Source organism: Thioclava sp. PTB-PU3-1 (assembly GCF_055666785.1).
In genome coordinates this window covers 846,124-862,013 of sequence record NZ_JBVNVL010000001.1, presented here as the reverse complement: position 1 = coordinate 862,013, position 15,890 = coordinate 846,124, and the positions used below count along the sequence as shown (strand labels likewise).

General features: G+C 63.3%; 11 protein-coding genes. All 11 read left to right on the top strand.

Annotation, left to right across the window (positions count from 1 at the left end; genetic code table 11):
• The first annotated feature begins 434 nt into the window (after positions 1–434).
• The 11 genes from ACZ7GB_RS03950 (at position 435) to ACZ7GB_RS03900 (ending at position 15,890) form a co-directional block, all read left to right on the top strand.
• Positions 435–2,018, top strand: coding sequence for a peptide ABC transporter substrate-binding protein (locus ACZ7GB_RS03950; RefSeq protein WP_472157906.1), 1,584 nt, complete (start codon positions 435–437; stop codon positions 2,016–2,018).
• 65 nt (positions 2,019–2,083) lie between these two features.
• Entirely contained in the window at positions 2,084–3,007 is a 924-nt protein-coding gene (gene oppB / locus ACZ7GB_RS03945) for an oligopeptide ABC transporter permease OppB (RefSeq protein ID WP_098410237.1), read from the top strand.
• 1 nt (position 3,008) lies between these two features.
• Positions 3,009–3,932 (top strand): ABC transporter permease, encoded by a 924-nt coding sequence (locus ACZ7GB_RS03940; protein WP_078539851.1) that lies wholly within the window; start codon positions 3,009–3,011, stop codon positions 3,930–3,932.
• Position 3,933: 1 nt separating this feature from the next.
• Positions 3,934–4,911 (top strand): oligopeptide/dipeptide ABC transporter ATP-binding protein, encoded by a 978-nt coding sequence (locus ACZ7GB_RS03935; RefSeq protein WP_472157701.1) that lies wholly within the window; start codon positions 3,934–3,936, stop codon positions 4,909–4,911.
• On the top strand, positions 4,908–5,921 hold the full coding sequence (locus ACZ7GB_RS03930; protein ID WP_078539849.1) for an oligopeptide/dipeptide ABC transporter ATP-binding protein: 1,014 nt from the start codon (positions 4,908–4,910) through the stop codon (positions 5,919–5,921). Before ACZ7GB_RS03935 ends, ACZ7GB_RS03930 begins: the two co-directional genes overlap by 4 nt.
• Positions 5,922–6,071: 150 nt before the next feature.
• Positions 6,072–8,039: a bifunctional 2',3'-cyclic-nucleotide 2'-phosphodiesterase/3'-nucleotidase gene (locus ACZ7GB_RS03925; protein WP_472157700.1), complete on the top strand. Its 1,968-nt coding sequence runs from the start codon at positions 6,072–6,074 to the stop codon at positions 8,037–8,039.
• Between the two features lie 192 nt (positions 8,040–8,231).
• Positions 8,232–9,251: a molybdate ABC transporter substrate-binding protein gene (locus ACZ7GB_RS03920; RefSeq protein WP_472157699.1), complete on the top strand. Its 1,020-nt coding sequence runs from the start codon at positions 8,232–8,234 to the stop codon at positions 9,249–9,251.
• Between the two features lie 295 nt (positions 9,252–9,546).
• The gene (locus ACZ7GB_RS03915; RefSeq protein ID WP_472157698.1) at positions 9,547–10,758 is read left to right on the top strand and encodes an efflux RND transporter periplasmic adaptor subunit; all 1,212 of its coding nucleotides are present in this window, start codon (positions 9,547–9,549) and stop codon (positions 10,756–10,758) included.
• Positions 10,759–10,765: 7 nt separating this feature from the next.
• A complete protein-coding gene (locus ACZ7GB_RS03910; RefSeq protein ID WP_472157697.1) occupies positions 10,766–13,852 on the top strand; it encodes an efflux RND transporter permease subunit in 3,087 nt (1,028 codons plus the stop codon).
• 172 nt (positions 13,853–14,024) lie between these two features.
• A complete protein-coding gene (locus ACZ7GB_RS03905) occupies positions 14,025–14,210 on the top strand; it encodes a PLDc N-terminal domain-containing protein (protein WP_078569563.1) in 186 nt (61 codons plus the stop codon).
• Positions 14,211–14,234: 24 nt separating this feature from the next.
• A complete protein-coding gene (locus tag ACZ7GB_RS03900) occupies positions 14,235–15,890 on the top strand; it encodes an FMN-binding glutamate synthase family protein (RefSeq protein ID WP_472157696.1) in 1,656 nt (551 codons plus the stop codon).

Below are 15,890 nucleotides of genomic sequence, written 5' to 3'. Positions count from 1 at the left end.
CGCCAAGGGTAGCTAGCAGGGGGGCGAGGCTGGTCAATAGCACGCCCGAAGGCGAGCCCGCGCGGAACAACTTCTGGATGTGTCAAAATACATAGGAAGAAAGGCGCGCAAGCGGATGTATCGCGGGCGCAGAGATTCGGTCGCGGAAGGGTCGTGAGCATTCCTCGGCTCACGCGACGGAGCTTGGCGTTCGTTGCAAATTTCAAGGGCGCCACGCAAGTTTCAGAAAGATTTCGCCGAGGTCCGAGAAATGCGCTCTCACATGGGTGTGAGCACCGTGACGTCAGACTTGCGCCGCGCCGCGATCCTGCCCTTGATGCCCCATCAACGAAAAATCGGGGCCCCGCGCTCACCCCTGCGTTGCGCGCGACCGGACCCCGGAAAATTGGAGGTATCCCTTGAAGTCGATTGCCGCGATTTCCGCTTTTGCCCTTATGCTGGGCAGCGCCGCACCCGTTCTCGCTCAGTCGAGCAAAGTGCCCGAAGGCACCAAGCTCGCCGCTGACCAGACCTTTACCTACTGGCTGCAGGACGACCTGAAGACGCTCGATCCCGATCTGAGCACCTCGAAGGACGGCAACGACGTTCTTCAGCAGATGTTCGAAGGTCTCTACCAGCAGGACGATCACGGTAAACTCGTGCCCGCGCTCGCGACGAGCTACGAGGTGTCCGACGACAAGAAGACCTACACCTTCCACCTGCGCAACGAGAAGTGGTCGAACGGCGACCCCGTCACCGCGCAGGACTTCGTCTATGCATGGCGTCGTCTCGCTGATCCGGCGACCGCCTCGCAATACTCGTGGTATATCGAGCTGATGCAGGTGAAGAACGCCCATGACGTGATCGCGGGCGACAAGAAGCCGAGCGAGCTGGGCGTGAAGGCGCTCGACGACCACACGCTTCAGGTGACGCTCGACAGCGCGATCCCCTATTTCCGCCAGATGCTGGTGCTGTCCTCGACCTTCCCGGTGCCGCAGAAGGTCGTCGAGGAATACGGTTCCGACTGGACCAAGCCCGAGAACATGGTCGTCAACGGTCCCTACAAGCTGAAAAGCTGGAAGATCGGCAACTCGATCGAGCTGACGAAGAACGACGCCTATTACGACGCCGCGAACGTCACGCTGACCGATCTGAAGTTCATCCCGATGCAGGATAACGACCAGGCGCTGACGCGCTACGAGGCGGGCGAGCTGGACTTCGTGCAGACCCCGGCCGGTCAATATCCGCGCCTGAAGAAGGAATACCCGGATGCGGCCCACGCTCCGCCGCGCTCCTGTGTCTATGCCTACCGCTTCAACGTCGGCCCGAACGGCCCCGAGGCGCTCAAGGACGTGAAGGTCCGCAAGGCGCTGTCCTATGCGATCAACCGCGACATCATCGTCGACAAGATCCTCAAGGGCGGCCAGAAACCGGCCTACACCTGGACCCACTGGGCGACCGCAAACTTCAAGGCACCGGACGTCGCTTATGCCGACATGACGCAGCAGGAGCGGATGGACAAAGCCAAAGAGCTTCTGAAGGAAGCCGGCTACGGTCCCGATCACCCGCTGAACCTGCGGATCATGTACAACACCTCGGCCGACCACAAGAAAATCGCGATCGCGGTGCAGCAGTTCTGGAAGCAGCTCGGTGTGCAGTCGACCCTCGAGAACTACGAGTGGAAGGTCTATCTCGACAAGCTCAACGGCCAGCATGACTTCGACGTGGCGCGCACCGCATGGTGTGCCGACTACAACGAGGCCTCGACCTATCTCGACGTGAACACCTCGTGGTCGGATCAGAACTCGGGTCAGTGGAAGAACGCCGACTACGACAAGCTGATGAAGGACTCGAAGACGGCGGCCGATCCGCAGGAGGACTACACCAAGGCGGAGAAGATCCTCGCGGAGGACATGCCGCTTGCGCCGATCTACGCCTACTCGCTGCCGATGCTGCTGAACCCGCAGATCAAAGGCTACCCGTTCGATAACGTCCAGCTGAACTGGTACGCGAAGAACATGTACAAGGTCGCGAAGTAAGCCGGCTGAAACGATAACGGGCGGGCCGCGCAATCGGCCCGCCCGACCTATTTCGGGACATTCTTATGATCGTCTACATTCTCAAGCGTCTCGCCATCGCGATTCCGACGCTTCTGGTGCTCATCATCGCGAGCTTCTTGCTGATGCACACGGCGCCCGGCGGGCCGTTCACCTCCGAACGTGCCGTGCCGCCCGAGGTGCTCGCCAATCTCAACGCGAAATACGGGCTCGACCAGCCGCTATGGAAGCAGATCGCGACCTATCTGTGGAACGTGGTCGCCCATTTCGATTTCGGGCCTTCGTTCTCGTATAAAGACCGCTCGGTGAACGACATCATCGCGCAGGGCTTCCCGGTCACGCTGACCTATGGCTTCCTGAGCTTCATCGCCGCGGTTCTGGTCGGTGTCACCCTTGGCGTGACCGCGGCGATCAAGCGCAACTCGTGGCTCGACTATCTCGCCGTGGGCATCTCCATCGGCGCGCAGGTGCTGCCGAACTTCGTGATGGCGCCGATCCTCGTGCTGGTCTTCACGCTGAGCCTGCACTGGCTGCCCGGCGGTGGCTGGAGCTTCGACGATCCGCGCTTCTGGATCATGCCGGTGATCGCGCTCTCGACCTCCTACATGGCCTCGATCGCGCGGATCACGCGCTCGTCGATGCTGGAGACGCTCAGCTCGAACCACATCCGCACCGCGCGGGCCAAGGGCCTACCGAAGCGCAAGATCATCATGCGCCACGCCCTGAAGCCTGCGCTGCTGCCGGTGATCTCCTATCTCGGTCCGGCGTTCGTTTCGATGATCACCGGCTCGGTGATCGTGGACGTGTATTTCACCACAGGCGGGATCGGCAAAAGCTTCGTGGATAGCGCGCTCAACCGCGACTACGCGGTGATGATGGGAATCACCATCCTGCTGGGCACGCTGACCATCCTGTTCAACCTTGTCGTCGATATCGTCTACGGATGGATCGACCCGAAAATCCGGTACTGACATGGTCATAGATGAATCCAAGATGACCTCGCTCGCCGAGGCAACGAGCCGCGAAGACGTGGCGGGCCGCTCGCTCTGGGCGGATGCGCGCCGGCGGTTCTTCAACAACAAGGCCGCGATCTTCGGGCTGGGGCTGCTGGCCTTCGTCGTGGCCTTTGCGCTGTTCGGCAACCTGATCGCGGCGTGGAACAATTCCGACATCGACTACAACGTGATGGGCGATGCGACCGCCTCCGCGCCGTCCTTCGCCAACGGCCACTATTTCGGCGCCGACGATCTGGGTCGCGACCTGTTCGCGCGCACCGTGCAGGGCACGCAGATCTCGCTGCTGGTGGGCGTGATCGGTACGCTGATCGCGGTCTCCGTGGGCACGGTCTACGGCGCGATCTCGGGCTATTTCGGGGGCCGCGTCGATGGCTTCATGATGCGCCTCGTCGATATCCTTCTGGCGATCCCCTACATGTTCGTGCTGATCCTGCTGCTGGTCATGTATGGCCGCTCCATCGGGATGCTCTTTGTGGGTGTCGGGTTGATATCCTGGTTGGAGATGGCCCGGATCGTGCGGGGGCAGACACTGACCCTGAAGAACCGCGACTATGTCGAGGCCGCGCGCGCCATCGGCGTGCCAGCACCGACGATCATCCGGCGTCACATCCTGCCCAACCTCGTGGGCGTGGTGGTGGTCTTCGCGACGCTGCTGGTGCCGCTGATGATCCTGACGGAGAGCTTCATCTCCTTCCTCGGGCTCGGCGTGCAAGAGCCGCAGACCTCGCTGGGGGCGCTGATCTCGGAAGGGGCGGGGACGATGAGCTACGGCACGCTGTGGCAGCTGGCTTTCCCGCTGTTCTTCTTCGTCACCACCCTGTTCGGTTTCTATTTCGTAGGGGACGGGCTGCGTGACGCGCTCGACCCGAAGGAGCGCTGATATGCCATTGTTGGAAGTCAACGACCTCAACGTCCGTTTCGCAACGCAGGAGGGCGAGGTCCACGCCGTCAACGGCGTCAGCTTCGCACTTGAGCGGGGCGAGGCGCTGGGCATCGTGGGCGAGTCCGGTTCGGGCAAATCGCAGCTCAGCTTCTCGATCCTCGGGCTGCTGGCCGCGAATGGGAAAGCCTCGGGCTCGGTGAAATTCGAGGGGCGGGAGATTTTGAACCTGCCCGAACCCGAGCTGAACAAGCTGCGCGCCGACCGGATCTCGATGGTCTTTCAGGACCCGATGACCGCGCTCAACCCCTATATGCGGATCTCGGACCAGATGGCCGAAGTGCTGATGCTGCATAAGGGGCTGAGCAAGCGCGCCGCCGTGGCCGAAGCTGCGCAAATGCTCGAACTGGTGAAGATCCCTGACGCGAAGAACCGCGTGCGCCTCTTCCCGCATGAATTCTCGGGCGGGATGCGCCAGCGCGTGATGATCGCGATGGCGCTTCTGTGCAAACCCGACGTGCTGATCGCGGACGAGCCGACCACCGCGCTCGACGTGACCGTGCAGGCGCAGATCATGGACCTGCTGGGCGAACTGCGCCGCGAGCTGGGCATGGCGACCGTGCTGATCACCCATGACCTCGGCGTGGTCGCGGGATTCTGCGAGCGCGCGATCGTCATGTATGGCGGTCAGGTGATGGAGCAGTCGCCCGTCGATCCCTTGTTCGCCAACCCCACCCATCCCTACACCAAGGGCTTGCTGGCCGCGCTGCCGCGTCTGGATGCGGATCGCGCGATGACCCCGATCCGGGGCAATCCGCCGAACATGACCGGCGCGCCGAAGGGCTGCCCGTTCTGTCCGCGCTGCGATTTCGTCGAAGAAAAATGCGCCGACGTGATGACGCCGCTGACGGAATTCGCGCCGGGCCGCGCCCGCGCCTGTCACCGTTCCATTGAAACGATCGAGGAGGCCGCCGCATGACGACCCCGCTGATCGAGGCCCGCGACGTTCGGGTCACCTTCGACATCCGCCGCGCCTCGGACCTGCCTTGGACCGAGCCGCCGAAACTGCGCGCGGTCAATGGTGTGAGCTTCAAGCTCGAGCAGGGCAAGACGCTCGGCATCGTTGGCGAGTCCGGCTGTGGCAAGTCCACGCTGGCCCGCGCGCTGATCCAGATGCTGCCCGCCGAGGGCGAGATCATCTGGCAGGGCAAGACGGACCTTCTGCCGCTCTCGCCGCGCCAGATGCTGAAATACCGCTCCGACATCCAGATGATCTTTCAGGATCCGCTGGCTTCGCTCGACCCGCGCATGACCGTGGGCGAGATCATTGCCGAGCCGCTGCGCACCCATCGCCCGAAGATGGGCCGCAAGGAGCGCAAGGAGAAGGTCCGCGAGGTTATGGAGAAGGTCGGCCTGTTGCCGAACCAGATCAACCGCTACCCGCACGAGTTCTCGGGCGGTCAGTGTCAGCGTATCGGCATCGCCCGCGCGCTGGTGGTGGAGCCGAAGCTGCTGATCTGCGACGAGCCGGTCTCCGCACTCGACGTCTCGATTCAGGCGCAGGTGATCGCGCTTCTCGAAGACCTGCGCCGCGATCTCGGTCTCACGATCATCTTCATCGCCCATGACCTGAGCGTCGTGCGCCATGTCTGCGACGAGGTGATGGTGCTCTATCTGGGGCAGATGATGGAGGCGGGCGCGACCGAGAAGCTCTTCGCCGAGCCGCAGCACCCTTATACGCAGGCGCTTCTGTCGGCGGTGCCGATCCCCGACCCGGAGATCGAGCGCAACAAGGTGCTGATTGCGCTGGAAGGCGATCTGCCGAGCCCGCTCAACCCGCCATCGGGCTGCCCGCTGCGCACCCGTTGCCCGCGTGCGAGCGAGATCTGCGCCACGACCCCGCCCACCGAAGAGGTCGCCGGGCGGCAGGTCTTCTGCCACCATCCCGGCCCTGCCGCGGAAGTGCAGGCAGTGCTCTCGGAGAGCTGAATTCTTGTGCGGCGGGCGGGGCTTTCTCGCCCGCTCACACCAATTTGTGCGAGCTTACGTCAGGATATTTATCCGGACGGTCAAAGCACTGTTACGATCCTCGGATAGAGCGCTCCGGCAAGGAGCCAATTGTCTCGGAGGATCCCCCTTATGTCGCTTATTTCGCGTCGCCAATTCCTGATCACCACCACCGCTGCGGGCGGTCTCACGCTGGTCCACCCGTTCACGGCGCGCGCCGCCGAAGGGCAGGCCCACCTGCGCCTGCTCTGCACGACCGATATTCACTGCCATATTCGGCCCTATGACTATTATGCCGACAAGCCCGTCGACACGGTCGGCCTGTCGCGCACCGCGACGCTGATCGAAGGCGTGCGGGCGGAAGCCGCGAACACGATGATGTTCGACAATGGCGACTACATGCAGGGCAACCCGATGGCCGATTACATCGCCTATTCCAAGGGGATGAAAGAGGGCGACACCCACCCGGTTATCGCGGGGATGAACCTGCTGGGCTATGATTGCGGCACGCTGGGCAATCACGAATTCAACTACGGGATGGATTTCCTCAAGAAGGTGAACGACCGCGCGAACTTCCCGATGGTCTGCGCGAATTTCGCCCATAAGCTCGGGGCGTCCCCGCGTGAAGACGACCTCTATCTGCCGCCCTACCTGATCCTCGATCGCGACCTGACCGACGGGGCGGGAAACAAGATGCCGATCCGCATTGGCGTGATCGGCTTTGTGCCGCCGCAGATCATGCAATGGGACCGTGCGCATCTCGAAGGCAACTACCAGACCCGCGATATCGTCGAGGCCGCGAAAGCCTGGGTGCCGCAGATCAAGGAAGAGGGCGCCGATCTCATCGTGGCGCTCGCCCATACGGGCATCGACAACGGCCCGCAAAGCGACGGGATGGAGAACGCGGCCTTCTATCTCGCGGGCGTGGACGGGATCGACGCGGTGATCACCGGGCACCAGCACCTGAACTTCCCCGGCAAGGATTTCTCCGGCCCCGGCATCGACAACGACAAGGGCACGCTGCAGGGCAAGCCGGCGGTGCAGGCGGGCTTCTGGGGTAACCATATGGGCCTGATCGACCTGATGCTGAGCCGCGACGGCGGCAAGTGGAAGATCGACACCCATACCTCGGAAATTCGCCCGATCTTCGCACGCGGCGAGGACCGTTCGATCACGCCGCTCACCACGGATTACAAGCCGATCCTCGCCGCCACCGATCAGGTGCATGAGGAGACGCTGAAATATGTCCGCGCCAAGGTCGGCGAGACTGAGGCGCCGCTTTACTCCTACTTCGCGCTGGTGGCTGACGATCCGTCGGTGCAGATCGTCTCGAATGCGCAGCTTTGGTATGTGAAGAAGCTGCTGGAGGGCACGCCCGAGGGCAAGCTGCCGCTTCTCTCGGCGGCAGCGCCGTTCAAGGCGGGCGGGCGCGGCGGCCCGGATTACTTTACCGATGTGCCCAAAGGCCCGGTGGCGATCAAGAACGTCTCCGACCTCTACCTCTATCCGAACACGCTGCAGGCGGTGAAGGTCACCGGCGCGCAGGTGAAGGACTGGCTGGAGCGCTCGGCGGGCATGTTCAACCAGGTTGAGCCCGGCGCGAAGGATGCCAAGCTGCTGAACCCCGATTTCCCGTCCTACAATTTCGACGTGATCGACGGCGTGACCTATCAGATCGACATCACCCAGCCCGCCAAGTTCGACAAGGACGGTGCGGTGGTGAACGCCGATACGAACCGCATCGTCGATCTGAAATATGACGGCAAGCCGATCGACCCGAAGGCCGAGTTCGTGATCGCCACGAACAACTACCGCGCGTCGGGTGGCGGCAGCTTCCCCGGTGCGGATGGCTCGACGGTGATCTATCGCGCGCCCGACACCAACCGCGACGTGATCGTGCGCTACATCCACGACAAGGGCACGATCAATCCGAAGGCCGACGCCAACTGGTCCTTCGCGCCTGCGGGGGGCGCCACGGTGCTGTTCGAGACCGGGCCCAAAGCGCAGGACTATCTCGAAGACGTCAAATCGCGCGGGCTGGACATCGAACCGGCGGGCGACGGCGAGGGGGGCTTCGCGCTCTACCGCATCACGCTGTGAGGCGCTGATCGGACCGACCGAGATGGAAAAGGGGCGCTTCGGCGCCCCTTTTCAATAAATGACACAGGACCTCGCGCGAAAGAGAGGGCCTGTGAGTGAGACGTGAGTGGGCGGGTGTGAACTCCACCTTAGGCTGAAGTGAGTGCGGCGATATTTCGCGCTGCATCATCACAACAGGGAGGAGAAATCACGATGGCATCGCTCAGGACAACCGCGCTCGCCGTGGCTGCAGGACTGGCGCTCACCGCGCTGATGGCACAGGCCCAGTCCAACGATGGGCAAAGCTGGCAGGAGCTTTCGGGCTATACCGACCGGCCGACGACCTTCAACCGCTCGGCCAGCATCTTCGCGCCTTGGGACAATCCGCCTTCGGATGCGAAGAACTTCACGGTGCCGGAGGTGAACAATCTTCCCGACCTGCATGGCGATATCGTCGATCCGCAACTGGTGATCTATTTCGCGGGCAATCAATACATGGTGGTGCAGGACCTGATCGCTGCCTTCCAGCGCGCCTATCCGCAATACAAGCGTATCTTCTACGTCACCCTGCCGCCGGGCATCCTGCTCGACGCGGTGAAGAACCATGACGGAGCCTTCGCCATCGGCAATCTGCGTATCGCGATGAAGCCCGACGTGCTGACCCGCGGCAAGGGCGCCATGGAGGCAATGCAGAAGGACGAGAAGGCCTTCTCCGATTTGCAGGACTATGCCGATAACGAACTGGCGCTGATGGTGGCGAAGGGCAATCCACTGCATATCCAGAGCCTCGCCGATCTGGCCGATCCTGCGACCCGCGTGACGATGCCGAACCCCGATTGGGAGGGCATCGCGAAGGTGATCGAGAAGAGCTACGTCAAGGCAGACGGGCAGGCGCTCGACGACAAGATCATGAAGGACAAGGTCCGGGACGGCTCGACCTACCTGACCCATATCCACCATCGCCAGTCGCCGATGCGGGTGATGGCGGGGCTCGCCGATGCCGCGCCGGTCTGGCTGACGGAGGCCGAGTTCCACTCCAAGCGGGCGGATGAAGGCATCGATATGGTCAAGCTGCCCGATAGCGATAATTCGACTCTGACCTATACGGCTGGCGTGCTGAAGACGGCGCCACATCCGGAAGCCGCGAAGGATTTCGTGACCTTCCTGACTTCGAGCGACGGGCAGAAGATCTACCACAAATACGGTTTCGCCTCGCCCGGTACGTTGAACTGAACGGCTCCGTGACATGCGCCCTGAGCCGCCTCATCGCGAAATCGTGACATCATCTTCAGGCGCCGGAACAAGTGCCAGAGGACGGTCTCGCGTAAGGGTGAGATGCGTTCGAAACTCTGCTATTCCATTGAATAATAACAAGGATAAGGGGCACTTCGGTGCCCCTTGTTGCCGGTCCAGCCATGTGCAGGGCGCAAGTCCGCTCTCGCACACGTGGCGACAGAATGTCCGGAGCCTACCGTAGGAAAACCGAATTCCCCGGATCAAACGGGCTGCGGACAGGAGAACGACAGGAATGGGTTTAGGTAAGTGGACGTCGCGCGCGGCGGTGGGGACGCTGGTGGCCGTGGCAATTGCAACGGGCGCGATGGCGCAAGGAATGCCGGGTGGCACTCAAGGCCCGACCGAGGTCGGCGTGAAGCAGGTCGAGACGCAATCGGTGCCTTACACGGTCACCCTGCCGGGCCGCGCGGTGGCTTTTGAGCAGACCGATATCCGCCCGCGCGTCGCGGGCACCATTGCCTCCATCGACTACGAGGCGGGCCACAAGGTCGCGACGGGCGACGCGCTGTTTCACATCGACGACGACACCTATCAGGCCGAGCTGACCGCGGCCGAGGCCGAGAAGGCGAGCGCCGACGCCAATGTGCAGGCCGCGCAGTCGCAGGTGGACCGCTACACCAAGCTTGAGAAGACCTCGATCTCGGTGAGCGATCTGGAGTCGGCCAGGGTCACGCTGGCCCAAGCCAAGGCCTCAGCGTTGAGTGCCGAGGCCGATCTGCAGACCGCGCAGCTCAACCTCGACCGCACGGTGATCCGCTCGCCCATCGACGGCTATCCGGATGTGGCGAACGTCTCGGTCGGTTCTCTGGTCACTGCGAACCAGTCCGATGCGCTGACGACGGTGACGCGGCTCGATCCGATCTATGTCGATGTCTCGGAAAGTGCCGCGCGGATTATGCGGGTGCGCCAGCGCATCGATCAGGGCACGCTTGAGCGCGGTGATCAGCTCAAGGTCTCGTTGCTGCTCGAGACCGGCGCGGAATATGACGGCACTGGCACGCTTGTCAGCCCCGGTGCGACGGTGTCCGCGACCACCGGCACCGTCGATTTCCGGTTCAAGTTCGACAATCCCGACCGGCTGATCCTGCCGGGCCAGTTCCTGCGCGCGAAGATCACGCTGGGCACGACGCAGGCGATCCTCGTGCCGCAGCGCGCGACGACGCGGGAAGGGGATGGGTCGCTCTCGGCCTTCATCGCCGCCGATGGCACGGCGAAGAAGGTGACGTTGACGACGGCGGGCACCTATCAGAACGCGTGGATCGTGACCGACGGCATCGAGAACGGCGATCAGGTGATCCTCGACGGGCTGAAGAACCTGCGCGACGGGGCCGAGATCAAGACGGTGCCGGTGACGATCAACGCGCAGGGCGTGGTGCAGGACGCCGCTCCGGATAGCTCCGACAGTACCGCCGACGCCTCGAACGACACGGCGAAGGCGGAGTAAGCTCAACATGATCCGTTTCTTTATCCATCGCCCTGTCTTCGCGATCGTGCTCGCGCTGGTCACGATGCTCGCCGGCGGCTACGCGATCACCCAGCTGCCCGTGTCGCAATACCCGGAAGTCGCGCCGACTACGATCCGCATTTCCGCCAGCTATTCCGGGGCTACCGCGCAGGCGGTCGAGAACTCGGTGACGACGCCTATCGAAGACTCGCTGACCGGGCTCGACGGGCTGCTCTACATGGAGAGCTCGTCCAATCAGGGTTCGGCGCGGCTGACGCTGACCTTTGACGGCTCGGTCGATCCGATCGACGCCGAGAACGAGGTGCAGACCAAGATCCGCAAGGTCGAGAATTCGCTGCCCGATGCGGTGCAGTCGTCGGGGGTGAGCGTGTCGCGCTCGTCCTCGGATATCCTGATGGTCGGCGCGTTGGTCTCGACCGATGGGAAATATTCGACCGTCGAGCTGGGCAACATTCTGGACACCGAAGTGAAAGGCGCGATCGAGCGCACCTCGGGCGTGGGCGGGATCAATGTCTTCGGCTCCGGCTACGCGATGCGGGTCTGGCTCGATCCTTACAAGCTCGAGCAATATCAGCTGACGCCGACCGACGTGACCTCGGCCGTGCAGGCGCAGAACACGACCGTTTCGGTCGGCTCACTCGGCGATCTGCCCACGACCGAAGGGCAGCAATTCACCGCGACGATCACCGCGCAGAGCCAGCTGACCTCGGTCGAGCAGTTCGAGAAGATCCTCCTGAAGACCGAGGCCGACGGCTCGGCGGTCTATCTGGGCGACGTGGCGAGGATCGAGATCGGGCAGGAGGATTACGGCAGCAACTCCAAGTTCAACGGGATGAATGCGGCGGGGTTCGGCGTGAACCTCGCGAACGGCGCGAACGCGGTGGATACGGCGTCTGCGGTGCGTGCGACGCTGGATCGGATGTCGTCGTCGCTGCCCGAGGGCGTCGAATTCCAGATCGCCTATGACACCTCGCCCTTCGTGCAGCTCTCCATCGAGAAGGTCTATCACACGCTGGCCGAGGCGATCGTGCTGGTGCTGCTGGTGATCCTCGTCTTCTTGCAGAAATGGCGCGCGACACTGATCCCGATCGTCGCGGTTCCCGTGGTACTGCTGGGCACAATCGCGGTGCTGCTGGTCGCGGGCTATTCGATCAACACGCTGACGATGTTCGCGATGGTGCTGGCGATTGGCCTGCTGGTCGATGACGCGATCGTCGTGGTGGAGAATGTCGAGCGCGTGATGGAAGAGGAGGGGCTCAGCCCCCTCAAGGCAACCGAGAAAAGCATGTCGCAGATCACCGGGGCGCTGATCGGCGTGGCGCTGGTGCTCTCGGCGGTGTTCCTGCCGATGGCCTTCTTCCCGGGCTCGACGGGGGTAATCTACCGACAGTTCTCGGTCACGATCATCACGGCGATGGTGCTCTCCGCCGTGGTCGCGCTGATCCTGACGCCTGCGCTGGCGGCAAAGCTGCTGCGGCCTTCGACGGGTCGCGCGATTGCGCCTGCGCGCGCCTTCAACACGGGCTTCGCGAAGATGCAGGGCGGCTACGCGGGCGCGGTGGCCCGGATCGTGCGCAAACCTTTCCTGATGGCGCTGGTTCTCGTGCTGGTGCTGGCGGGGGCGTGGGGTGTGATGACCCGGCTGCCGTCGTCCTTCCTGCCGCAAGAGGATCAGGGCGTGCTGATGGCGATGGTGAACCTGTCCGAGGGGTCGACCACGGCGCAGACCTCGGATGTGGTCGACCAGATCACGCAATACCTGCTGACGCAGGAGAAATCGGATGTGTCGTCGGTCTTCGCGACGCTCGGGTTTTCCTTTGGCGGCGGCGGGCAGAACACCGCGATGGTCTTCGCCAAGCTGAAGGATTTCGACGACCGCACCGGCGCGGATCAGACCGCTGCCGCCATCTCGGGCCGGGCCAATGCGCATTTCGCGGGGCTGCGCGCGGGGCAGGTCTTCTTCCTGCAACCGCCCGCGATCCGCGGTATCGGCAACTCCTCGGGTTTCCAGATGTATCTGGTGGATCAGGGCAATAACGGCACGACGGCCTTGAAGGAGGCGGGCGAGCAGCTCGTGGCCGAGGCGAAATCCGACAGCCGCCTGACCAATGTCCGCGTCAGCGGCGACGAGAACAAAGCGGCGCTGCAGCTCGATATCGACCAGCAGAAGGCCGAAAGCTTCGGGCTGACGCTGAGCAATCTCAATTCGATGCTCTCGGTGATCTTCAGCGGGAGATCGGTGAACGACTTCGATCTCAACGGCAATCTGCGCCCGGTGATCGTGCAGGCGGATGCGCCTTACCGGATGCAGCCGGAGGATATCGACACTTGGTATGCGCGCAACGCCTCTGGTGAAATGGTGCCGTTCTCGTCTTTCGCGACGACGAAATGGGTCTCCGTCGCGCCGAAACTGTCGCGCTATGACGCGGCCAATGCGATCGAGATCTCGGGTCAGGCTTCGGACAGCGCAAGCTCCGGCGCGGCGATGGACGCGATGGAGCAGCTGGTCAGTGACCTGCCCGGCGGCTACGCGGTTGCCTGGACGGGGCTGAGCTATCAGGAACGCCAGTCCGGCGATCAGGCGCCCTATCTCTATGCGCTCTCGGTGCTGGTCGTCTTCCTCTGCCTCGCCGCGCTATACGAGAGCTGGTCGATCCCGCTTTCGGTGATGCTCGCCGTGCCGGTGGGGGTTCTGGGGGCGCTGGTCTCGGCCTGGGTCTTCGGGCAGTCGAACGATGTCTACTTCAAAGTGGGGATCCTCACGACCATCGGCCTAGCGGCGAAGAACGCGATCCTGATCGTGGAATTCGCCAAGAACCTGGAGGCCGAGGGCAAGGAGCTGATCCCCGCGACCATCGAGGCGGCACGGCTCCGCCTGCGCCCGATCCTGATGACCTCGCTCGCCTTCATGCTGGGCGTGGTGCCGCTGGCGATCGCGACCGGGGCAGGGGCGTCGGCGCAGAACGCGATCGGGATCGGCGTGCTGGGTGGCATGGCGGCCGCGACCTTCATCGGCGTCTTCATGGTGCCCGCCTTCTACGTCCTGATCCGCAAGCTGACGCCGGGGCGCTGAGCCGAAGGCGCGATCCCAATGCCAAGGCGGCCGCTCTACGCGCGCGACCGCCTTGGCGATCAATCACTTCCGCTTGAATCGGGGAAAACGGGGAACAAAGCGCTGAAGGCGCAAGTTTCCCTGCCAAGGAACGCCGGTAAGTGCCGGAAAAAACCGATAAAGGAGTGAAGTTATGCTGAGCATGATCGGGGGCCTCGTCGTCCTCATCCTCGATATCTGGGCCATCGTGTCGATCCTTGGCTCGGGCGAATCCACCGGCAAGAAAGTGCTGTGGATCCTGTTGATCGTCATCCTGCCGATTATCGGCTTCATCATCTGGCTGCTCGTCGGGCCGAAAGGCGCCAAGGCGACAATCTGAGCCACGCAGAGCCGGAGGGACGATATGAACAGCATCATCCGCAACATCGTCCCCCTCGGCTCGCTCTTGGTATCTGTGCTGGCGCTCGCGCTGGTCGTCTGGATCAGCCCTTGGTGGCTGATCCTTTTGCTTGTGACGGTGCCGCTTCTGGCGCTCAGCCTTTATGACTATTTCCAGAAAGACTGGACGATCACGCGCAACTATCCGGGCGCGGCGCGCATCCGCTGGCTCGCCTATGATCTGCGGCCTTTCCTGCGCGCCTATATCGTCGAGGGCGATCTGGAGGGCAAACCCTACCCCTACGAGGCGCGCAACCTCGTCCATGCGCGGGCCCGCGGGCAGACCGACACCCATCCCTTCGGCACTGAGCGCGATGTGGAAGGCGCTGAATATCAATGGGTGAACCATTCCATCGCGCCCGCTGAGCATCCCGACAAAAGCCCCCGCGTAACGGTCGGCAACGATCAATGCGCCAAGCCCTATTCGGCGTCGGTGCTCAATATCTCGGCCATGTCCTTCGGCGCGCTGTCGGCCAATGCGGTCGAGGCGCTGAACCTTGGTGCGAAACAGGGCGGGTTCTACCACGACACGGGCGAGGGAGGCTTCTCGCCCTATCACCAGAGCCATGGCGGCGACATCGTCTGGGAGCTGGGCTCGGGCTATTTCGGGGCGCGCGACGATGAGGGGAATTTCGACGCGGAGCTGTTTGCCGAGCAGGCCAGCCGTGATCAGGTCAAGATGACCGAAATCAAGCTGAGCCAAGGCGCGAAGCCCGGCCATGGCGGCTTGCTACCTGCGGCGAAAGTCACCGAGGAGATTGCCGAGACCCGCAAGGTGCCCGCGCATCAGGATTGCCTCTCGCCGCGCGGCCACAAGGCGTTTTCGACGCCCGCGCAGATGATGGAATTCGCCGCCCGGATGCGGGATCTCTCGGGCGGCAAGCCGGTGGGCATCAAGCTGTGCATCGGTCAGCCGCATGAGGCCTTCGCGGTCGTGAAAGCGATGCAGAAGACCGGCATCTATCCCGATTTCGTCGTCGTCGACGGAGCCGAGGGCGGCACTGGGGCCGCGCCGCTAGAGCTGTCGGATCATGTGGGAATGCCGCTGATCGACGGGCTCGTTCTGATGCGCAACGCGCTGGTTGGCGCGGGCGTGAAGGACAAAGTGCGGCTGGCGGCGTCCGGCAAGGTCTATTCCGGCTATGGGCTGGCGCAGAACCTCGCGATCGGGGCGGATTGGTGCAATGCCGCGCGGGCCTTCATGTTCTCGATCGGCTGCATTCAGGCGCAGCGGTGCCATCTGGGCACCTGTCCGACCGGGGTGACCACGCAGGACAAGAGCCGCCAACGCGGCCTCGTGCCCGAGGTGCAGGGCCCCCGTGCCGCGCGCTTTCACGCCAAGACGCTGGAGGCGCTTGCCGACATCGTCGCAGCCGCCGGGCTGGAGCATCCGAGCGAGCTGCAGCCCCATCACATCGTGCATCGCACTGCCGTGCGCGAGGCCCGCACCATCGACAAGATTTATCCCTTTTTGCCCGCGAACATCCTCAACGACGATCCGAGCAGCACCGATTACGCGGACTGGTGGGAAGCGGCCGATGCCGACAGCTTCAAGCCGCGCATCGACCTCGATGCCAAGCGCACCAGCCTGCATCACAAAGCCGAATTGAAAGAGGCCTGA